Origin of the sequence: Micromonospora sp. NPDC047812 (genome assembly GCF_040704175.1) — a bacterium.
Classification (GTDB): Bacteria; Actinomycetota; Actinomycetes; order Mycobacteriales; family Micromonosporaceae; genus Micromonospora.
On sequence record NZ_JBEYRY010000002.1, the window covers coordinates 1220317 to 1240611 of the forward strand.

The following is a 20295-nucleotide window of genomic DNA, read 5'->3' on the forward strand; positions in this document are numbered from 1 at the left end:
ATCGGGGGCCCTTCCGTTGCGCGGTGCGGATCAGCCGGGCCTGCGGAACCCGGCCACCGGCATGGTGTTGATGCTGGAGACGTTGACCGGCTTGCCGGCCCGGGGCGCGTGCACCATCTTGTCGTTGCCGAGGTAGAGGCCGACGTGGTGCAGGTCGCTGAAGAAGAAGACCAGGTCACCGGGGCGCGCCTCGGAGCGCGGGATGGCCTTGCCCTCGTTCCACTGCGCACCCGTGAAATGCGTCAGGTGGATCCCCGCCGCCTTGTAGGCGTACTGGGTCAGGCCGGAGCAGTCGAACGAGTTCGGGCCGGTGGCACCCCAGACGTACGGGTCGCCGACCTGCGCGCAGGCGGTGCGGATCGCGGTCCGGGCCGCGTCGCTGACCACGCCGTTGATGGTCGGGCACTTCTCCGTCTTGACGGTGGTGACCGGCAGCGACGCCTCGAGCTTCTTGATGTCGGAGTCGATCTGCTTCTTCTTGGCCGCCAGGTCGTTCTGCTGCTTCGTCTGCGAGACGATGAGCGTGTCGAGCTTCCGCTTCTCGGCGTCGAACTTCTCGCGGACCTTGGTCACGCCCTCGAGCTGCTTGCGCTCCTGCGCGGCCAGCCGGTCCAGCAGGGTCAGCTGCTCGGTCAGCGTGTCGGGCTTGGCGCTGACCAGCAGCGCGCCGATCTCGTGCGACGGGCCGGAGATGTAGTAGCGGGAGGCCAGGTCACCGACCCGGTCCATCGCCAGCTCGCTCTCCAGCGCCAACGGCTGGATCTTCTTCTGGAGGTCCTCCGACTTCTTACGGTTGACCTTCAGCTGCGCCCGCACCTTGTTGTACTGCTCGATGGTGGGCTCGAGCTGCTCCCACTTCTTGTCGATCGCGGCCTCGATCTCGTCGACCGAAGGCTCCGCGTGGGCGGGCGCGGCCAGCATGCCGGCGCCGACCGCCGCCGCGGCGACCAGGGTGAGCAGACGGTGGGCGACCCTACGCAGGCCACCCGGACGAGCAGACCGTCCCGGTGCGTGACGATGAGGGGGCATGGTTGCCACCGGCACCGACTCCTTTTGCAACCCGGCCGCTTGGCGCCTCGCGCGAGGGAAGAGGGGCGAGACAGACGACCCACAGCGGCCGGTGCCCAACATTAGGGAAGGCCGGCAGCGGAATCAAGGCGACCGAGCGCCACTTCACGCCTGCGCAACCGCTTGCGTACCAAGGGTGTCGGCCCGCCTGCCAACGATCGCGGTCAGTACGTCGTCGAGCGTGACCACCCCGAGCGGGCGGCGGCCGTCGCTGACCAGCACCATGTGCCGCCGCTCCCGGCGCATCGACAGCAGCAGGTCGGCGAGCGTACGGTCCGGTGGCACCACCGCCAACGGCCGGTACACGTCCGCCGGCACGGGAGCCCGCCGGCTCGCGCCCGCGTACCCGAGCACGTCCTTGACGTGCACGAAGCCGAGCACCCGGCGGGTGGACCGCTGCACCACGGGGAAGCGGGACCGGCCCGTCCGGGTGGCCAGCACCTCCAGCGAGGCGGGCGAGACGTCCTCGGCCACGGTGGTCACCGTGGACCACGGTTGCAGGGCGTCGGCGGCGGTCCGGCTGTGCAACGCGAGCGCACCCGTGATCCGGGCGTGCTCCTCCGCGTCGAGCAGCCCCTCCGTACGCGCCTGCGCCACCAGCCCGGCCAGCTCCTCTGCGGTGAAGACCGTCTTCACGGCCTCGGTGGCCTCGACCCGCCAGAGTCCCAGCACCCGGCGGGACGCCCACTTCATCGCCACCAGCAGCGGCTTGGTGGCCAGGCAGAACGCCAGCATCGCCGGTCCCAGCCAGAGCGCCGACGGCTCCGGCCCGGCCAGGGTGATGTTCTTCGGCACCATCTCGCCGACCACGGTGTGCAGGAAGACCACCACCCCGAGGGCGAGTACGAAGGCCACCGGGTGGACCACCCCCTCCGGCAGCCGCGCCGCGCGGAACGCCGGCTCCAGCAGGTGCGCGAGGGCGGGCTCGGCGATCGCGCCCAGCCCCAGCGAGCAGACGGTGATGCCGAGCTGCGCCCCGGCGATCATCAGCGGGATCTGGTTCATCGCCGACAACGCCCAGCGGGCCCGCTTCGAGCCGGCCGCCAACGGCTCGACCACCGTGCGCCGGGACGCGATCAGCGCGAACTCGCTGCCCACGAAGAACGCGTTGCCGAGCAACAGCGCGACGGTGACCAACAGCTCAGGCATCGTCGTCCGGCTCCTCGGGACGGAGCACCCGGACCTGCTCGATCCGGTGCCGCTCGACCTCCACGACGGTGAACTCGAAGCCCGACTCGTCGACCGTCTCGCCCGCGAGCGGGATGTGCCCCAGCCGGGCCATCAGGAACCCGGCGAGCGTCTCGTACGGCCCCTCGGGCAGCCGGAAGCCGGTCTGCTCCGCCAGCTCGTCGGAGCGCAGCATCCCGTCGACGAGGACCGTCCGCTCCCCGCCCGGCACCCTCAGCCCGGCCGCGCCCGCGTCGTCCACCGCGTCCGGGTCGAACTCGTCGGCGATCTCCCCGACCAGCTCCTCCACGAGGTCCTCCGTGGTGACCACGCCGTCGGTGCCGCCGTACTCGTCGACGACGATGGCGAGGTCGGCACCCGCGCTGCCGAGCGCGGCCAGCACGCCGTCGAGGTCGAGGCTCTCCGGCACGTACACCGGTTCGCGGGCCACCGACCCGACCGTGGTCGAGCCGCGCCGGGCCAGTGGCACGCCCAGCGCGTCCGGCACCCCGGCGACGCCGGTCACCAGGTCGAGCGTCTCCTCGTACACCGGGAACCGGGTCCGCCCGGTCCGGCGGGACAGCGCCAGCAGCTCCGCCACGGTGGCGGTGGCCCGCAACGCGACGACGTCGACCCGCGGGGTCATCGCCTCGGCGGCCCGCTTGTCGCCGAACCGGATGGTCCGGCGCAGCAGCATGGCGGTGTCCGGCGGCAGTGCCCCGGCCCGCGCCGAGATGGCCGCCAGCAGCCCCAGCTCCTCCGGCGAGCGGGCGCTGGCCAGCTCCTCCTGCGGCTCGATCCCCAGCAGCCGGACCAGGCGGTTCGCCGAGTCGTTCAGTGCCCGGATCAGCCAGCCGAAGGCGCGGGAGAAGGCGCGCATCGGGCCGGCGGTGGCGAGGGCGGTGGGCATCGGCCGGGCCAACGCGAGGTTCTTCGGCACCAGTTCGCCGAAGAGCATGGAGAGCAGGGTGGCCAGGGCCAGCGCGAGGAACGGGGTGAACCGGCCGGCGGAGTCCCCGGCGACCGGCCGCAGCAGCGGGGTGAAGAGGCGGGCCAGGGCGGGCTCGGCCAGGTAGCCCGTGAGCAACGCGGTGAGGGTGATGCCGAGCTGCGCCCCGGAGAGCTGGAAGGAGAGTTCCCGCAGCGCCCGGCGTACGGTCGCGGCCCGCCCGTCGCCCGCGGTCGCCCGCCGCTCGATCTCGGGCCGGTCCACCGTGACCAGGGCGAACTCGGCCGCGACGAAGAACGCGTTGCCGCCGGTCAGCAGCACGAAGCCGACCAGGGGCAGCAGCGTGGTCAGCAGCAGGCCATCGATGGTCGTCTCACCTCGGCGAGATTCTCGCACGGTCGGCGGCCCTGGTCACGGGCGGAAGATCTGCCGGGCTCGCCGGCCCCGGCTACCGTCGGGGCATGGCCCCGCTCACGCTCGCCCACGAACTCGCCCTGCTCGGCTACGACGACGCGGGCGTCAACCGGCTCGGCCGGCCCACGCTCGACTACGGCCTGGCCGGCGCCCTGCTGCTGGAGCTGACGCTCGCCGGCCGGGTCGAGATCGCCGACGAGCGGCTCGTGGTGACCGACCCGACCCCCGTCGGGCAGCGGCAGCTCGACGACGCGCTGACCCGGATCGCCACCGACCCGAAGCGGCGCAAGCCGAGCGACTGGATCAGCCGGCTCGCCAAGGACCTGCCCGAGCAGGTGCTGGACGGGCTGGTCACCGCCGGCGTGCTCCGCCGCGACTCGGACAAGGTGCTGTGGGTCTTCCCGCGTACCCGCTATCCGTCCACCACCGGCGCGGAGCCGGCGGTGGAGACGCAGGCCCGGCAGCGGATGGTCGCCGCCGTGGCCGCGGACGGGCCGGTGGACGGGCGGACGGCCGCGCTCATCGGCCTCGCCCGGGCCGTCGGCCTGGACCGCAAGCTCTTCGCGGAGCTGCCGAAGGAGCAGGTCAAGCGGCGACTGACCGAGATCGCCGCCGGCGACTGGGCGTCCGCCGCCACCCGGAAGGCCATCGAGGAGACCCAGGCCGCCGTGCTGATCGCCACCACCACGGCGGCCACGGCCGTCATCGTGACCACGACCTCCTGAACGACGACGACGGCGGCGGCACCTCCCGGTGCCGCCGCCGTCGGGCGTCGCAGGGGTACGCGTCAGCCGGCGACCGGCAACCGCTCGGTGTCGGTGCCGCCCGGCGCCTGCTCGGGCTTGACCGACCGGAGCAGCACGCTGGCCACGTCGACGACCTCGACCTGCTCCCCGGCGCCCTTGCCGTTCACCCCGTCGTTGAGCATCGTCGAGCAGAACGGGCAGCCGACGGCGACCGTCTTCGCCCCGGTGGACATGGCCTCCTCGACCCGGTCCACGTTGATCCGCTTGCCGATCTTCTCCTCCATCCACATCCGGGCGCCGCCGGCGCCGCAGCAGAAGGAGCGCTCGCTGTTGCGGGGCATCTCGGTGAGCTCGCCGGAGATGGCCGTGCCGAGCACCTCGCGCGGCGGGGCGAAGACCCGGTTGTGCCGGCCCAGGTAGCAGGGGTCGTGGTAGGTGACGCCGCCGTCGACCGGCTGCACCGGGGTGAGCTTGCCGGTGGATACCAGGTGCGCCAGGAGCTGGGTGTGGTGGACCACCTCGAACTCGCCGCCGAGCTGGCCGTACTCGTTGCCGAGGGTGTTGAAGCAGTGCGGGCAGGTGGCGACGATCTTCCGCTTGCTCTTCTCCCGGCCCTCGAACGCCTCGTTGAGGGTCTCGACGTTCTGCTGGGCGAGCATCTGGAAGACGAACTCGTTGCCGATGCGGCGGGCCGGGTCGCCGGAACAGGTCTCGCCCTCGCCGAGGATCGCGAACTTCACGCCCGCCTCGTTGAGCAGCGTGGCGACCGCCCGGGTGGTCTTCTTGGCCCGGTCCTCGAAGGCGCCGGCGCAGCCGACCCAGAAGAGGTACTCGAAGTCGTCGACCTCGCCGACCCGCGGCACCTCGAAGTCCAGGCCCTTGGTCCAGTCCTCGCGGGTGTTCTGCGGGGCACCCCACGGGTTGCCCTTGTTCTCCAGGTTGCGCAGCATCACGCCGGCCTCCGACGGGAAGCTCGACTCGATGAGCACCTGGTAGCGGCGCATGTCGACGATGTGGTCGACGTGCTCGATGTCGACGGGGCACTGCTCGACGCAGGCACCGCAGGTGGTGCAGGACCAGAGCACGTCCGGGTCGATGATGCCGCCTTCCTCGGCGGTGCCGATCAGCGGCTTCTCGGCCTCGGCCAGCGCCAGCACGTCCATGTGGGCGAGCTGGGCGGCGGTGGCCTTCTCCTCGCCGGTCAGGTCCTTGCCGCCGCCGGCCAGCAGGTACGGCGCCTTCGCGTACGCGTGGTCGCGCAGGCTGAGCACCAGCAGCTTCGGCGACAGCGGCTTGCCGGTGTTCCAGGCCGGGCACTGCGACTGGCAGCGGCCACACTCGGTACAGGTGCTGAAGTCCAGCAGGCCCTTCCAGGTGAACTGCTCGACCTGGGCGACGCCGAACTGGTCCTTCTCGGGGTCGGCCTCCTCGAAGTCCAGCGGCTTGCCCTGGCTCGTCATCGGGCGCAGGGCGCCGAGGCCGGAGACGTTGGCGCCCGGGTCGCGCTTGAAGAAGATGTTGAAGAAGGCCAGGAAGCGGTGCCAGGCGACGCCCATGGTGACGTTCAGCGCGATCACGATGAGCCAGGTCATCGAGATGGCGATCTTGACGAGCGCGGCGATGCTGACGCCGGCCTCCCAGTTCGGCAGCACCCCGCCGACGGCGTGGCTGAGCGGGGCGGCCCAGACCGGGTACTCGAAGTGGTCGGTGGCGACCTTGAAGCCCCGGATGACGAAGCCCATGATCAGTACGGCGAGGATGATGCCCTCGACGAAGTAGCCCTGCCACATGGTCGAGCCGGTGAACCGGGACTTCCCGCCCGGCCGGGTGGGCCGGTTGCGGAGCCGGATCGCGATCAGCACCAGGATGCTGACGAGGCCCAGGATCGCGAGCCACTCGGTGACCAGCCCGTAGATCGCCCAGTTGCCGACCAGGGGCAGCCCGCCGGTCGGGGAGACGACCTCGAAGTACGCCTCCAGCACCAGCAGCGACAGCACGATGAAGCCGACCATCACGAACCAGTGCGCCGCACCCACCACGCTCCAGCGGAGCATGCGGGTGTGGCCGGCGGTCTCGGCCAGCATCGTCTTCGTGCGGGTGCCCTTGTCGCCGAAGCGGGTCGGGTCCGGCTGACCCAGCCGGATGACGGCCACCATCTTCATGACCGCGCGTACCGCAAGCCACACCGCCACGGCGGTGATGGCGAACGCGAGGATCGTGGTGACGATCTGGACGCTGCCCATCGAGTTGGCCTCCCCGGTCTGCTGCCTGTCGAGCGGCTCGGCGACCGGGGCCCGGGTCAGGGCACGATCGGCGAACCGCAGCCGCCGCACCCTCGACCGGACCGGTCGATGACCTCGCTCCGCTCGGTCATGCAGTGCAGCCTACGCGCAAGGTTACCCAGGAGTAACGTGAGTCATCTCGCACCGGGCCGCGCCGCCCTGCGCACACCTTAGGGCGAACGCACCGCAACCGCCGGGGAGGGGCTCCACCGAGTGACATGGATTGCCACGCCACCGGCCCGCAGGCCGGACAGCGTCGACGGCAGTGCTGATCGCGCCCGGCCACCCCGCCGCCGGGCCGGCGGCGGGGCGCGACGCTCAGCGCCAGCGGGAGAGCAGGATCAGTGAGGCGACCATGGCGCCGAAGCCCACCGCGAGGTTCCAGTAACCCCACGACATGACCGGGTACTCCTGCTCGGAGAGGTAGTAGACCACCAGCCAGCCGATGCCGAAAACGATGAGGGCGACCGCCGAGACCGGGAGCCACACCGGGCTAGGCTTGCGCGTCGCCGCCGTCGCCGTCGGACGGACGTCCGTCGGCGGGGTGTACACCTTCTTCTTGCGAACCTGAGACTTGGGCACGACGCTCTCCAGAGGGGTTACGACCTCGTCCGGCCTGACAACCGGGCGCGGGGGCGACGGTCCATGGCCAATAATGTTCGACAGCTAGCGTAGTCCCGAAGGCCCGTCCAATCCACGAATGGGGCGAGGCCAGTGCACGGAGTGACCGAAAAAGGCGGGACTGTTCGGGTCGCCGCGGCGGCTCGCGCCTGCGCGGGCTGAACCAGACGACGGGAAGGAACGCTCGGTGGAGTACACATCCGGCGCGGCCTCCTGGCAGAAGGTGCTCCGGCGGGCGGTCGCCGGGCTGCTGCCTCGGCGCCCACGGCAGCGACGACCGGGCTGGTCGATCGGGGTGCCGCTGATCGCCGCCGCGGCCGGGCTGCTCTTCACCACCACGGCCACCACCGCCGGCGGCACCGCCCTGCGCGAGGACCGCCGACCCCAGCTCAACCAGTTGATCGAGGACCGGCGCGCGGAGGTGGCGGCCAGCGAGCGGCGGGCGGCCGACCTGCGCGACGAGGTCGAGGGCCGCACGAGCGCCCTGGCCAGCTCCGACGGCCCGATCAGGGAACAGCAGGACCGGGCCGCCGCCAGCCGCGACGACGCCGGCTTCACCGCGCTCGCGGGGCCCGGGGTGACGGTGGAGCTCGACGACGCGCCCCGGCGCAACGACGGCACGCTGCCCGCCGGGGCCACCAACGACGACCTGGTCGTCCACCAGGGGGACGTGCAGGCGGTGGTGAACGCCCTCTGGGCAGGTGGTGCCGAGGCCATGTCCATCATGAACGTCCGCGTGCTGTCGACCAGCGCGGTACGCTGCGTGGGTAACACCCTGCTGCTGCACGGCCGGGTGTACTCCCCACCATTCAAGATCGTAGCAATCGGCGATCCGACTGCCCTACGGCAGGCCCTCGCCGACTCACAGGGAGTCCGGTTGTTCAGGGACCTGGTCGACGACTACAAGCTCGGTTACAAGGAGACCGTCTCCACGGTGACCGTGCCGGCGTTCGAGGACTCGACCACGCTGCGCTCGGCGACGGTGCCCCGGTGAACCGCCCCCCGGACGACCGGCCCGAGGACCGCGACGGCCGTCACCGCGACGAGGGCGACGGCCCGACCGCCTTCCTGCCCAGGGTCGACCGGCCGGGGCCGGCCCCGGCCCGCCCCGCCGGCGCCTGGCCGGAACCCACGCTCCCGCCCCGCTCCCCGGCTCCCCGTCCGACGCACGGGCCCGACCCGACCGCCGGCGACGGTCGCACGCCCGCCGGCCCCTCCGCCGGGTGGTCGCGCGCCGTGCCCGACCCCGCCCGCCCGACGCCGGAGCCCGGCCGTCCCCCGAACCCCGGCCATTTCCCGTCGCGCGCCGACCAGGCCCGCCCTGCCGGCGGCCCGGCCCGGCCCACCGAGCCCGGCCGTCCCGGCCAGCCGGACTTCGGCCGCCCCTGGCCCGCCAGCTTCGAACGCCCCGGCTCCGCCGACCCCGGCCGCCCCGGCCCCGCCGGTCCCGGCCGCGAGGAGCCCACGGATTTCGGCCGTCCGAGGCCCGTCGACTTCGACCGGCACGGGTCCGACTTCGACCGACACCGGTCGGACTTTGACCGGCAGGGGTCCGACTTCGACCGGCGTCCGTCCGGCGACCTCGACCGCCCGGCGACCTCGGGCTTCGACCGGCCCGCTGACTTCGACCGTCCCGGACCCGCCGAACTCCGCAACGCCGGCCCGGCCGACTTCGACCGTTCCCGGCCCGCTGACGCCGACCGTTCCCGGGCCGCCGACTTCGACCGGCGTGGAGCCGGTGACTCCCGCCGGGCCGGCCCTGTGGGCTTCGATCCGCCGGGCCCCGCCGAACTCCGCCACCCCGGCCCGGCAGACTCCGGTCCGTCCGCCCGGCCCGGTGCCGGCGGGTCGCCGCCGTGGCCCGGTGCCGGCCCGGTCCGGCCGGCCGCCCCACCGCACCCCGCCTCGCCGTCCGACGACCTCCGGCTGCCGGGCGCGACCGCAGCCGCCGGTCCCGTCGGCGAGCACCCGGTCCGTCCGCCGGTCGATCGGGCCGCCGCCCGGGAAGGCAGGCCGGCTGCCGACGCGCCGACCGCCTTCATCCCCAAGGTGGGCGCGTCGGCCACCGGCCCGTCGGCCCCGGTCTCCCCGGCCGGCCCGGGATGCGACGTCGATCCCGGGGCCACCGCCCTGATCCCGGCCGTCTCCGGGCGTACGCCGACCGCCCCGGCCGCACTCGTCGAGGCGACCGCCCTGATGGGCGCGGTACCGCGTCCTCCGAAGACGGACGAGCCGGGGGGCTCGGACGCTCCCGCCGAGCAGCCTCGGCCACGCCGGGGCGAGCGGGTGGTCCAGCTCCGCCCGGAGCAGACCGGCGAGGGCTACAAGAGCGTCTACTCGGAGCTCACCCGGCCGTCGCTGGGCTCCCGGCTGCGTACCGGCATCCGGGTCAGCGGCGAACTGCTGATCACCTTCGGCCTGGTGGTGCTGCTCTTCGCCGGCTACGAGGTCTGGGGCAAGTCGGCGATCGTCGACGCCCACCAGAACGACCTCAGCCAGCAACTGGCGCAGGCGTGGGGTCCCGAGGGCGACCCGACGGTGGCGCCGTCGGCCAGCGCCTCCACCAAGCCGAAGCCGCCCGTGCAGGGCAAGCCCATCGCCGGTCTCCACATCCCCAAGCTCGACAAGAACTGGGTCGTCGTCGAGGGCGTCACCCAGAAGGACATCCGGTACGCGCCGGGCCACTACCCCTCCAGCGCCCTGCCGGGCCAGGTCGGCAACTTCTCCGTCGCCGGGCACCGCAACCGGGCCACCTTCTGGCGGCTCGACGAGCTGAACGACGGGGACGCCATCGTGGTGGAGGGCAAGACCGACTGGCACGTCTACAAGGTGACCCAGAGCCGGATCGTGAAGCCCACCCAGGTCGAGGTCGTGGCGCCCGTGCCGGGCAAGCCCGGGCAGAAGCCGACCAAGTCGATGCTCACCCTGACCACCTGCAACCCGAAGTTCGACAACTACCAACGCCTGATCATCCACGCCGAGCTGGCACGCAGCCAGCCGAAGTCGGCGGGGCGCCCGGCGGAACTGGGGGCCTGACGGTGTACGGCTGGATCTGGCGCAAGCTTCCCTTCGGGCTGCCCGGCAAGCTCGTCGGCAGCCTGCTGATCACCAGCGCGATGGTGGCCCTGCTCTGGTACGTGGTGTTCCCGTGGGCCGAGCCCCTGCTGCCCTTCGACGACGTGCAGGTCACCCAGGATTCCGGCGACCCCGGCGGCGACCCGGTGCCGGGCGGCGAGGACGCCCCGCCCGGCGACGAGCACGAGCTGCCGTACGACACCGACGAGAACAACACCCCGCCTCCCTCCCCGGACGAGTGAACCCCTGATGCGTGTCCTGGTGATCGACAACTACGACTCGTTCGTCTTCAACCTGGTGCAGTACCTCGGCCAGCTCGGCGTGGACTGCGAGGTCCGGCGCAACGACGAGATCGAGGTCGCCGAGGTGGGCAGGGTCGGCGCGGCCGGCGTCCTGCTCTCGCCCGGCCCCGGCAGCCCCGACCGCGCCGGCATCTGCCTCGACGTCGTCCGTGCGTACGCGGGCGAGCTGCCGATCTTCGGCGTCTGCCTGGGCCACCAGGCGATCGGCGAGGCCTTCGGCGCCACCGTGGCCCGCGCCCCCGAGCTGCTGCACGGCAAGACCTCCGAGGTCCGCCACCGCGACGTCGGGGTGCTCGCCGGCCTGCCGGACCCGTTCACCGCCACCCGCTACCACTCGCTCGCCGTGCTGCCCGAGACGCTGCCCGATGAGCTGGAGGTCACCGGCTGGACGGGTTCCGGGGTGGTGATGGCGATGCGGCACCGTACGCTGCCGATCGAGGGCGTCCAGTTCCACCCGGAGTCGGTGCTGACCGAGGGCGGTCACCTGATGCTGGCGAACTGGCTCGCCGCCTGCGGCCACCCGGAGGCGCTGGAGCGCGCCCCGGCGCTGGCCGCCGAGGTGGACGCGCGCCGCCGCGCCGCCTTCGCCACCGCCTGACAGGCCGCGCGGGCCGGACCGTCGGTACTCGTCACGGAATGCCGGGGTCGGCATGGTCACCGACCTGCCGAAGTCCTGCGCCCGCCCACCGCACGGTCAGCTCTTCAGGGCGTCCTGGACCGCCGGGTCCGCGGGCGAGCTGACCGCGGGCGGCCTGCCCCGGACCGCGTCCCATGCCGCCTTGCCGCTGGCGAAGTAGTCCCGGACGGCCTTGCCGACGAGCAGGGCGCGCCCGCAGCCGGGGCAGCGGGCGGCCACCCCGTCGACGTCGAGGCCGAGGTGCCGGCACAGCGTCACCGCGCGGGACAGGTGGTAGGACTGGGTCACGATCAGGGCGCGTTCGACGCCGTACACGTCGCGCGCCCGGGCGCAGGTGTCGTAGGTGTCCAGGCCGTACGGGTCCGCCACCACTCGGCGCGCGTTGACGCCGAGCCGCTCGGTCAGGTGGGCGGTCATCGCCGCCGTCTCGTCGCCTGACGCGCCGCCCCCGTCGCCCGACACGAGGACGACCCGGGCCCGCCCGCTGGTCACCAGCGCGGCGGCGGTCTCCAGGCGGCCGGTGAGCCGGTCACCCGGTTGACGGCCGTCCGCCGCCACGGCGGTGCCCAGGACGATCACGACGTCGGCGGCCGGCGCGTCGGCCTCGCCGTAGAGGTGGCCGCGGGCGGCGGTCGTCGTCCAGAGCCAGGGGAGGCTGGCCAGGAGCAGCGCCACCAGGCCCAGGACCGCCGCGCGGACCAGGCGTCGCCGCCACCGGTTCGTCCGCACCGCCGCGCCTGTCGCCGGCCGATCGTCGTCGTCGCCGACAACCCGAGGGCGCCGAACGACGGCAACAGAGGGACGCCGCCCGGCGGCATCGACAGGACCCTGCCCGGCGGCATCCGCAGGGCGCTGCCCGGCCGGGTCCTCCGCGCTCACGAGCGCGTCAGCGCTCGGGCAGCCGGATCGGCGGAGTGGTCGGCAGCGGGAAGCCCCCACCGCCGCCGTCACCGGGGGTGGTCGGCGTGGTGCTGGGCGTCGGGCTTCCCGAGTCGGTGGGCGTCGGCTCGGCCTGCGGCACGGTGACCACGATCGTCACGGTCCTGCCCCTGGCGAGATTACTCTCGGCCGGCGGGTCCTGCGAGGTGACCTGGCCGGCCTCGTCCGGCGGCACCTCGCGGCCCCGCTTGACGTTGATCCGGTAGCCCGCCTCGTCCAGCTCCTCCTTGGCGTCGTCCTCGCTGTCGCCGACCACGTTGGGCACCTTGCCGACGTTGCCCCTGGAGACGGTGAGGACGACCGTGCTCTCTGCGGCGACCTGCTTGCCCTCATCGGGCGACACCGAGAGGACGATGCCCTCCTTCTCGGCGTCGTCCTTCTCCTTCTTGTCCACCTTGAAGCCGGCCGCCTCCAGCCGCTTCTTCGCGCTCTCGTAGGTGGAGCCGACGAGGTCCGACGGGATGGCCTTCATCTCCACGCCGCCGCAGACCCGGACGACGACCTCCCGGTTGGGCTCCAGCGGGGAGTTGGCGGGCGGGGCCTGGTTGACCACCTGGCCCTTCTGGCAGGTGCCGAAGACCGGATCGCCCTCCTTGGGCACCAGGTTGGCCTGCTCGATCCGGGCGAACGCCTCCTGCTGGGTCAGGCCGGTCACCGTGGGGACCGTGGCCCGGTCGTCGCCGTCGCGCTGGCTCAGCAGGGCGGCGGCGAGGGCGATCACCGCGAGGACGCCCACCGCGGCGAACGTCGCGATCAGCCAGGAGGACGCCTTGCGCCGGCGCGGGTCGCCGACCCGGGCCGGCATCTGCCGGGTCTGAGGGGCGCCGGGGGTGCCCGCGTAGCCGCCCGCGGCCGGGGCGAGCTGCGCCGTCTCCTCCTGCGGCAGCACCGGGGTCGCCATCACCGGGCGGCCGGCGGCCGCGCGGAGCAGGTCGGCACGCATCTCGCCGGCGCTCTGGTAGCGGTTGAGGGGGTTCTTCGACAGCGCCTTGAGCACGATCGCGTCGACGGCCGGGTTGACGTCCGGGTTGATGTCGCTCGGGGTCGGAGGCGTCTCGCGTACGTGCTGGTAGGCCACGCTGACCGGGCTGTCGCCGACGAACGGGGGATGCCCGCAGACCAGCTCGAACAGCACGCAGCCGGCGGCGTAGACGTCGGAGCGGGCGTCGACCGCCTCGCCGCGCGCCTGCTCCGGCGAGAGGTACTGCGCCGTACCGATGACCGCGCTGGTCTGGGTCATGGTGGTGGCGCCGCTGGCCAACGCCCGCGCGATGCCGAAGTCCATCACCTTGACCTGGCCGGTCTGGGTGAGCATCACGTTGCCGGGCTTGATGTCGCGGTGGATGATGCCGTGCCGGTGGCTGAACTCCAGGGCCGCGCACATGTCGGCGCAGATCTCCAGCGCCCGGCGCGGCTGGAGCCGCCCCTCGACGCCCAGCACCTCCTTGAGGGTCCGCCCGTTGACGAACTCCATGACGATGAACGGCAGGGTCTCGCCGGTGGGCGCGGTCTCCTCGCCGGTGTCGTAGACGGCGACGATCGCCGGGTGGTTGAGGGACGCGGCGTTCTGCGCCTCCCTGCGGAACCGCATCTGGAAGGTGGCGTCCCGGGCCAGGTCGGTGCGGAGCATCTTGATCGCGACGTCCCGACCGAGCCGGAGATCGCGACCGCGGTGCACCTCGGCCATACCGCCGTAGCCGAGCAGCTCGCCGACCTGGTACCTGCCACCGAGCAGGCGGGCCTGCGCTGTCATCGCGTCTGTCGTCCTTCGCTCGTCGTCTCGTCGCTGCCCGACCGGGGCAGTTCCTGTCGACGGTACGACGTTCCGGTCGGATCGTCGCGTCCGTCGGGCCACAGCGCGCCGGACGTCACCGTCGGCGGAGTGACCGCGCTCGACTTCGTGCCTTCCCGCACGCTGTAGGAAATCACGCCGGAGCAGACGAGGACCAGTACGGCCACGAGGATGGCGAGGAACACCATCCCGGGCCGGGACCGCTGCCCGCCCGGCTGGTGCGCCGGCGGGACGGCGTGTCCCGCGTACGACATCGGGCGGGCCTGCGGCACGGGCGCCGCGCCGCGCGGGTAGCCGTTCGGCGCCATCTGCGGGCGGGGCGCGACCGTGCTGGGGCGGTGCGGCGCGGCGGCCGGCCGGGGGTTCGCCACGGGCGGCCGTTGCGCCGCCATGGGTGGACGCGGCGGCTGCGCGGCGACGTTCGGCGGCCGGTGGGGCGACACCGGCGGACGCGGCGGCGGCACCTGGGCGCGGCCGGGCGGGGCAGCCGGCGACGCCGGGGCGGCGGAGATGGGCTGACCGGCGGCCCGGGCCTGCTGGGAGAGCTGGGCCTTGAGCTGACGGGCCACCCCCGCCAGCGTGGCGGCGCTCGGCCACCGTGCGGCCGGGTCCTTCGCAAGGGCCCGCTCGACCACCGCCCGCACCTGCGGCGGGATGTCGGCCGGCAGCGGACGGGGCGTCTCCCGCACGTGCCGCATGGCGATGTCGAGGGGGTTGTCGCCCTCGAAGGGGCGCCGGCCGGCGAGGCACTGGTAGGCCACCACCCCGAGCGCGTAGACGTCGGACGCGGGCGTGGCGACGCCGCCGGTGGCCTGCTCCGGGGAGATGTACGAGGCGGTGCCGAGCACCGATCCGGCCGCGGTGAGCTGGGCGACCAGCTCCGAGCGGGCGATGCCGAAGTCGGTGAGCACCAGGGTGCCGTTGGGGCGGACCAGCAGGTTGCCGGGCTTCACGTCCCGGTGCACGATGCCCTTCACGTGCGCCGCGTGCAGCGCGTCGGCGGCCTGGGCGACGAGCGCCATCGTGCGGGCCGGGGTGAGCCGGCCGACCCGGGCCAGCGTGGCCGACAGGGCGTCGCCCTCGACGTACTCCATCACCAGGAAGGCGATCTGCTGGTCGTTGCCGAAGTCGTAGACGTCGACCACACCGGGGTGGTTGATCGTGGCCATGGTGCGGGCCTCGCCCCGGAAGCGCTCGGCGAAGTCGGGGTCGTCGAGCAGCGCGGGAAGCAGGCTCTTGACGGCGACCGTACGGCCGAGCACCTGGTCGGTGCCGCGCCAGACGTCGCCCATGCCGCCGCTGGCGATCCGCTCGTCCAGGCGGTAGCGGTTACCGAGCTGCACCCCGGGGCTGAGCATGTCAGCGGCCCCCCGGGTCGGCGATGGCGGCGCGCATGATCTGCCCCGCGATCCGGGCCGCCTCGGCGCTGCCGCCGGGGCCCGCCTGCTCCAGCACGACGCAGACCGCGGAGACCGGCGTGCCGTTCTTGTCCAGGGCGAAGCCGATGAACCAGCCGTGGTCGGGCCGGTCCGGCGCGGACTGGGCGGTGCCGGTCTTGCCGCCGACCGTGTAGCCCCTGAGCTGCGCGTTCGTGCCGGAACCGTTCTCGACCACGCTGACCATCATGTCGCGCAGGTCGCTGGCGACCTGGCCGCTGACCGGCTGCCGCAGTTCCTTCGGCTTGGCGGTGTAGTGGCTGGTGGTGCGGTCCGGGCCAAGCAGTTGGCGGACCAGGTACGGCCGCATCTGGCTGCCGCCGTTGGCGACCGACGCGGCGATCATGGCGCCCTGGAGCGGGGTCATCCGCACGTCGCGCTGCCCGATGGAGGACTGGGCCAGCGCGGCCGGGTCGGCCCCGCCGTCGGCGTTCTGCATGCTGCCGGTCCGGCTCGCCGCCACCGGGTGGCCGCCCTCGTTGAGGTGGCCGACGGTGAGGTCCTCCTGCTCGAAGCCGAACTGCCGGGCCTTCTCCTTGATCTTGTCGGGGCCGAGCCGCACGCCGAGCTGCGCGAAGCCCGTGTTGCACGACTCGGTCACCGCGTTGATCAGGGTCACCGCGTCCTCGGGGCAGATCGACGGGGCCGCGTTGCGGATCGGCGTGCCCGAGGTCGGCGGGGTCCAGCTGGGCCCGGCCGGGATCCTCGTCTGCTGACCGACGCCGTTCTCCAGCGCCGCGGCGGCAACCACGATCTTGAAGGTGGAGCCCGGGGGCAGCACCTCGCCGAGGGCCCGGTTCTTCAGCGGGCCCTCCGGGTCCTGCTCCAGCTTGTTGTACGCGGCCGTGGCCTCGTTGGTGTTGTGGCTGACCAGCGGGTTGGGGTCGAAGCTGGGCATCGAGACCAGCGCCTGCACCGCCCCGGTACGCGGGTCGACGGCGATCGCCGCGCCCTTGGCGGCGTCGACCCGGTTGTTGCGCAACTGCTCGAACGCGGTGTTCTGGGCGCCCTTGGAGACCGTGAGCAGCACGTTGCCGCCGCCGGACTGGTCACCGGTGAACATGTCCCTGACCCGGTTGGCGATGAGCTGGTCGCTGGTGCCGGCCAGGAAGTCGTTCTCGAGCTTCTCGATGCCGGTCTCGGCGAGGTTGACCGGCTTGTAGCCGAGCACGTGCGCGTACCTCGCCCCGCCCGGGTAGGCGCGCTGGAACTTCAGCTCGCCGTCGGTCTCCTTGCTGAGCGCGAAGGCGGTGCCGCCGGCCTCGATGTTGCCGCGCCGGCGCTCGTACTCGGCGACCTGGACCCGACCGTTGTAGTCGCTGGTGCGGTACTCGTCGGCCTTGTAGGCCTGGATCCAGTTCAGGTTCGCGAAGAGCAGACCGAAGAGAACCATGACGACGACGCCGACGCGGCGCAGGGGTGCGTTCACGGCCTGATCACCTCCGTGGGGGCACCGTGCAGCTGCTCCGGCGGGCCGCCGGACGGGCGGGCCGCCTTGCCGCCACCGCCGGCGACGGGGCGACGGGCCCCGTCGGAGATCCGGAGCAGTGCCGCGATGAGCAGCCAGTTCGCCATCAGCGAGGAACCGCCGGCGGAGAGGAACGGGGTGGTCTGGCCGGTCAGCGGGATGAGCTTGCTGATCCCGCCGACGATCACGAAGACCTGGAGCCCGAGGGTGAAGGCCAGCCCGCCGGCCAGCAGCTTGCCGAACGAGTCCCGGACCGCCAGCGCCGCCCGCAGCCCCCGCTCGACGATCAGCAGGTAGACCACGAGCAGCGCGGAGAGGCCGAAGAGGCCGATCTCCTCGCCGATGCCGGCGAAGATGAAGTCGTTCTGCACCTCGGGCAGCAGGCCCGGCTGGCCGCCACCGGGGCCGGCGCCGAAGAGGCCACCGGTGCCGAGCGCGAGCAGCCCCTGCACCAGCTGGTAGCCGTCGTTGTAGGGGTCGGCGAACGGGTCCAGCCAGATCTGCGCGCGCAGGTAGAAGTTGGCGAACGGCCCGCCGACCACGTCGCCGAGCACGTACGCCAGGTAGACGCCGCCGAAGAAGAGCACCAGACCGATGAGCAGCCAACTGACCCGTTCGGTGGCGATGTAGAGCGTCACCACGAACATGCCGAAGTAGAGCAGCGAGGTGCCCAGGTCCTTCTCGAAGACGAGGACCAGGACGCTGACCAGCCAGACCGCGACGACCGGGCCGAGGTCTCGCCCGCGCGGGAAGTCGATGCCGAGGAACCGGCGGCTCGCCAGCGACAGCACCTCGCGCTTGCGCACCAGGTAGTAGGCGAAGAAGACCAGCAGGGCCAGCTTGGCGAACTCACCCGGCTGGATGGAGAAGCCCCCGACCCGGACCCACAGCTTCGCGCCGTTGATCTCGGAGAACCGGCTGGGCAGCACCGCCGGGATCATCACCAGCACGATGCCGGCCAGCCCCAGCGTGTACGCGTAGCGGGACACCGAGCGGTGGTCGCGCATGAGGGCGAGCAGGCCGGCGGCGAGGACGACCGAGGCGAGCGTCCAGGCCAGCTGCCGGCCCCCCGTGCCGGCGAAGATGGCCAGGTCCTCCCGCTCGGCGGGCGCCGCGCTGCCCAGGTCGAGCCGGCGCAGGAAGCCGACCCCGATCCCGTTGAGCAGGGCGACCGCCGGCAGCAGTGCCGGGTCGGCGAAGGGCGCCAGGAACCGGATCACCAGGTGCAGGCCGAGGAACACGGCGGTGAGCGCGGCGGCCGGCATCCAGAAGTCGGCCGTGACGGTGTCGAGCACCTTCGCCTCGACCATCGCCCCGTACGCGGCCACCAGCACCATGGCGACCAGCAGCAACGACAGCTCGGCGTTGCGCCGGGACCGGGCCAGGCGTACGCCGGGCTGCTCGCCCGTGGTGGCGGGCGAGGATGCCGGAATGGCCGCTGCGGTCACGGAACGTCCTCGGATCGAGCCGCGCCTACTCCGGCGACCGGCACGCGGCGGGGTCGAGCGCCGGCGAGTCGGTGTCGGAGGGCGGGGCGTCGGGCGTGGTGGTCGGCGCGGCCGGCGTGCTCGGCCGGCCGCTGACCGGGGCGCTCGCACTCGCGCTGACGGTCGGAGCGGGCGACACCGGGGCGGTGGTCGGCGTCGGGGCGGTGGTGGCGGCCACGGCGCTCGGACTCGGGCTCGGCGGGCAGATGGGCTTCAGGTTCGGGTTCATCGGGTCGTCGCTGGTCAGCTCGGCCAGTCGACGCTCGGCGTCGGGCTCGCTCTTGGCCGGGATGCCCTGCTTGACCTGCTCCTGGGCGGCCAGCGTCAGGTCCTCCAGGTCCGCCGGGCTGGTGGAGTGCACCGTCGACAGGTCCATGCCGGCGATCTCGCCCTGGATGCCCCGGAACACCGCGACCTGACCGTTCTCGGTCGCGCCGACGTAGTACTGCCGCTGGGTGTAGCTCCAGCCGCCGAAGACCGCGCCGCCGACGAGCACGAGCAACGCCACCGAGATCGCGGCGGCCCGTACCGGCCGACGCCGCGGGCGCTCCGACTCGTCGTCGGCACCGGCCGCCGGCTCCTCGGGAACGGGCGGGCGGGGCGCGGAGAGGGCGGACGCGCGGGCGGCCGGCGTGGACACGTCGGCGGAGGTCGCCATGCCCCGGTCCCGGGCGGCGGCGCCGCCGACGATCGGGCTCGCCTCGACGATGTCCTGGTCGGTGGCGTCCGCGATGATCACCGTGATGTTGTCCGGCCCACCGCCGCGCAGGGCGAGCTGCACCAGCCGCTCGACGCACTGCTGCGGGTCGGTGTACTCGCGCATGGTCTCGCCGATGGTGTCGGCGCTGACGACACCCGAGAGGCCGTCGCTGCAGATCAGGTAGCGGTCGCCGGGGAGCACCTGGCGGACGCTGTATTCCGGGTCGATGTCGCGGCCGTCGAGCGCCCGGGTGAGCAGCGAGCGCTGGGGGTGGCTGCTCGCCTCCTCGGCGCTGATGCGGCCCTCGTCGACGAGCATCTGGACGTACGTGTCGTCCTTGGTGATCTGCGCGAACTCGCCGTTGCGCAGGAGGTAGGCCCGCGAGTCACCGATGTGGACCATGCCCAGCTTGCTGCCGGAGAAGAGGGTCGCGGTGAGCGTGGTGCCCATCCCCTCCAGCTGGGGGTTGGCGTCCACGGTGTCGCGGAGCTGCTGGTTGGCGGTGCCCACGGCCGAACGCAACGCGTCGACGAGGGCGTCACCGGGGACGTCCTCGTCGAGCGGCGCCATGGCACCGATGACGATGTTGCTGGCGACGTCACCGGCGGCCATGCCGCCCATGCCGTCGGCGACGGCGAGAAGCCGCGGCCCGGCGTAGACGGAATCCTGATTACCGTCTCGGATCAGACCGCGGTCGCTGTGGGCCGCATAGCGCAGGGTCAGAGTCATGGCCGTAATTCGAGAGAAGTGCGGCCGATCCGGATCGGCACGCCGAGGGGGACGGGGGTTGGTCCGGTGACCTTAGCGCGATCCAGGTAGGTGCCGTTAGTCGAGCCGAGGTCCTCGACGAACCACTGGCCGTCACGCGGCACCAGTCGGGCGTGCCGCGCCGAGGCGTAGTCGTCGGTGATGACGAGGGTGGAATCCTCCGCCCGGCCGATGGTGATCTGCGCTTCGCCGAGGGTGATCCGGGTCCCCGCCAGCTGACCGGCGGTCACCACGAGCTGGTGCGCCGCCCTGCCCCGCTTCGCCTTCGTCGGCTTCGCCGCCTGCCCGAGCGAGGCGCCGACGGCCCGGGGGGCGGCCACCAGCCGGCCCGACCGGGCGCCCGCGAAGAGGTCCCGGCGGATCACACCGACCACGGTGAACACGAAGATCCACAGCAGGATGAGGAACCCGAACCGGGCGACGGTGATGACCAGTTCCGGCAAG

Annotated in this window: 17 protein-coding genes; 5 read left to right on the plus strand and 12 right to left on the minus strand. The window is 72.9% G+C overall.

The window, feature by feature from the left end; translation table 11 throughout:
* Positions 1–30: 30 nt before the first annotated feature.
* The 3 genes from AB0883_RS13510 to AB0883_RS13520 form a co-directional block, all read right to left on the minus strand.
* Positions 31–1029, minus strand: a complete 999-nt coding sequence (locus AB0883_RS13510; protein ID WP_366641439.1) for an NlpC/P60 family protein — start codon at positions 1027–1029, stop codon at positions 31–33.
* Positions 1030–1173: 144 nt separating this feature from the next.
* Positions 1174–2217 (minus strand): hemolysin family protein, encoded by a 1044-nt coding sequence (locus AB0883_RS13515; RefSeq protein ID WP_366641440.1) that lies wholly within the window; start codon positions 2215–2217, stop codon positions 1174–1176.
* The gene (locus AB0883_RS13520; protein WP_366641734.1) at positions 2210–3523 is read right to left on the minus strand and encodes a hemolysin family protein; all 1314 of its coding nucleotides are present in this window, start codon (positions 3521–3523) and stop codon (positions 2210–2212) included. The genes AB0883_RS13515 and AB0883_RS13520 overlap by 8 nt, the downstream gene beginning before the upstream one ends.
* Before the next feature lie 122 nt (positions 3524–3645).
* On the opposite strand from AB0883_RS13520, the gene AB0883_RS13525 reads away from it, so the two are divergent.
* Positions 3646–4323: a GPP34 family phosphoprotein gene (locus tag AB0883_RS13525; RefSeq protein ID WP_366641441.1), complete on the plus strand. Its 678-nt coding sequence runs from the start codon at positions 3646–3648 to the stop codon at positions 4321–4323.
* Between the two features lie 62 nt (positions 4324–4385).
* Here the strand turns inward: AB0883_RS13525 and AB0883_RS13530 are convergent, their stop codons facing one another.
* Together AB0883_RS13530 and AB0883_RS13535 are read right to left on the minus strand one after the other, a co-directional pair.
* Entirely contained in the window at positions 4386–6587 is a 2202-nt protein-coding gene (locus tag AB0883_RS13530) for a (Fe-S)-binding protein (RefSeq protein WP_366641735.1), read from the minus strand.
* 357 nt (positions 6588–6944) lie between these two features.
* The gene (locus AB0883_RS13535; protein WP_121397325.1) at positions 6945–7208 is read right to left on the minus strand and encodes a cell division protein CrgA; all 264 of its coding nucleotides are present in this window, start codon (positions 7206–7208) and stop codon (positions 6945–6947) included.
* 226 nt (positions 7209–7434) lie between these two features.
* On the opposite strand from AB0883_RS13535, the gene AB0883_RS13540 reads away from it, so the two are divergent.
* From AB0883_RS13540 to AB0883_RS13555, 4 genes are read left to right on the plus strand one after another with little or no spacing between them, the layout of a single operon-like run.
* Positions 7435–8241: a DUF881 domain-containing protein gene (locus AB0883_RS13540; protein WP_366641442.1), complete on the plus strand. Its 807-nt coding sequence runs from the start codon at positions 7435–7437 to the stop codon at positions 8239–8241.
* Positions 8238–10283: a class E sortase gene (locus AB0883_RS13545; protein WP_366641443.1), complete on the plus strand. Its 2046-nt coding sequence runs from the start codon at positions 8238–8240 to the stop codon at positions 10281–10283. The genes AB0883_RS13540 and AB0883_RS13545 overlap by 4 nt, the downstream gene beginning before the upstream one ends.
* A 2-nt stretch (positions 10284–10285) precedes the next feature.
* Positions 10286–10564 carry a hypothetical protein gene (locus AB0883_RS13550; RefSeq protein ID WP_366641444.1) on the plus strand — a complete coding sequence of 93 codons (279 nt, stop codon included), beginning with the start codon at positions 10286–10288 and terminating at the stop codon, positions 10562–10564.
* A 7-nt stretch (positions 10565–10571) separates the two neighbouring features.
* Entirely contained in the window at positions 10572–11222 is a 651-nt protein-coding gene (locus tag AB0883_RS13555; protein ID WP_366641445.1) for an aminodeoxychorismate/anthranilate synthase component II, read from the plus strand.
* Positions 11223–11318: 96 nt separating this feature from the next.
* On the opposite strand, the gene AB0883_RS13560 is transcribed toward AB0883_RS13555, so the two are convergent.
* The 7 genes from AB0883_RS13560 to AB0883_RS13590 all read right to left on the minus strand — a co-directional run bounded on the left by AB0883_RS13560 (position 11319) and on the right by AB0883_RS13590 (position 20294).
* On the minus strand, positions 11319–11990 hold the full coding sequence (locus tag AB0883_RS13560) for an ElyC/SanA/YdcF family protein (RefSeq protein WP_366641446.1): 672 nt from the start codon (positions 11988–11990) through the stop codon (positions 11319–11321).
* A 157-nt stretch (positions 11991–12147) separates the two neighbouring features.
* Positions 12148–13953 (minus strand): Stk1 family PASTA domain-containing Ser/Thr kinase, encoded by a 1806-nt coding sequence (gene pknB, locus AB0883_RS13565; protein ID WP_366641447.1) that lies wholly within the window; start codon positions 13951–13953, stop codon positions 12148–12150.
* Entirely contained in the window at positions 13950–15350 is a 1401-nt protein-coding gene (locus tag AB0883_RS13570) for a protein kinase (RefSeq protein ID WP_366641448.1), read from the minus strand. Before AB0883_RS13570 ends, pknB begins: the two co-directional genes overlap by 4 nt.
* A gap of 1 nt (position 15351) precedes the next feature.
* Positions 15352–16857, minus strand: a complete 1506-nt coding sequence (locus tag AB0883_RS13575) for a penicillin-binding transpeptidase domain-containing protein (RefSeq protein WP_366641449.1) — start codon at positions 16855–16857, stop codon at positions 15352–15354.
* Positions 16854–18233 (minus strand): FtsW/RodA/SpoVE family cell cycle protein, encoded by a 1380-nt coding sequence (locus AB0883_RS13580; protein ID WP_366641736.1) that lies wholly within the window; start codon positions 18231–18233, stop codon positions 16854–16856. The genes AB0883_RS13575 and AB0883_RS13580 overlap by 4 nt, the downstream gene beginning before the upstream one ends.
* A 136-nt stretch (positions 18234–18369) precedes the next feature.
* Positions 18370–19812 carry a PP2C family serine/threonine-protein phosphatase gene (locus tag AB0883_RS13585; RefSeq protein WP_366641450.1) on the minus strand — a complete coding sequence of 481 codons (1443 nt, stop codon included), beginning with the start codon at positions 19810–19812 and terminating at the stop codon, positions 18370–18372.
* Positions 19809–20294 (minus strand): FHA domain-containing protein, encoded by a 486-nt coding sequence (locus AB0883_RS13590; protein ID WP_121397334.1) that lies wholly within the window; start codon positions 20292–20294, stop codon positions 19809–19811. Before AB0883_RS13590 ends, AB0883_RS13585 begins: the two co-directional genes overlap by 4 nt.
* Position 20295: the final 1 nt, after the last annotated feature.

What these genes read in the sequence shown, in the direction of transcription:
- AB0883_RS13510 (WP_366641439.1), bottom strand. Translation starts at nt 1,029, where the DNA reads ATGCCCCCTCATCGTCACGCACCGGGACGGTCTGCTCGTCCGGGTGGC.
- AB0883_RS13515 (WP_366641440.1), bottom strand. Translation starts at nt 2,217, where the DNA reads ATGCCTGAGCTGTTGGTCACCGTCGCGCTGTTGCTCGGCAACGCGTTC.
- AB0883_RS13525 (WP_366641441.1), top strand. Translation starts at nt 3,646, where the DNA reads ATGGCCCCGCTCACGCTCGCCCACGAACTCGCCCTGCTCGGCTACGAC.
- AB0883_RS13530 (WP_366641735.1), bottom strand. Translation starts at nt 6,587, where the DNA reads ATGGGCAGCGTCCAGATCGTCACCACGATCCTCGCGTTCGCCATCACC.
- AB0883_RS13555 (WP_366641445.1), top strand. Translation starts at nt 10,572, where the DNA reads ATGCGTGTCCTGGTGATCGACAACTACGACTCGTTCGTCTTCAACCTG.
- pknB (WP_366641447.1), bottom strand. Translation starts at nt 13,953, where the DNA reads ATGACAGCGCAGGCCCGCCTGCTCGGTGGCAGGTACCAGGTCGGCGAG.
- AB0883_RS13570 (WP_366641448.1), bottom strand. Translation starts at nt 15,350, where the DNA reads ATGCTCAGCCCCGGGGTGCAGCTCGGTAACCGCTACCGCCTGGACGAG.
- AB0883_RS13580 (WP_366641736.1), bottom strand. Translation starts at nt 18,233, where the DNA reads ATGGTGCTGGTGGCCGCGTACGGGGCGATGGTCGAGGCGAAGGTGCTC.
- AB0883_RS13585 (WP_366641450.1), bottom strand. Translation starts at nt 19,812, where the DNA reads ATGACTCTGACCCTGCGCTATGCGGCCCACAGCGACCGCGGTCTGATC.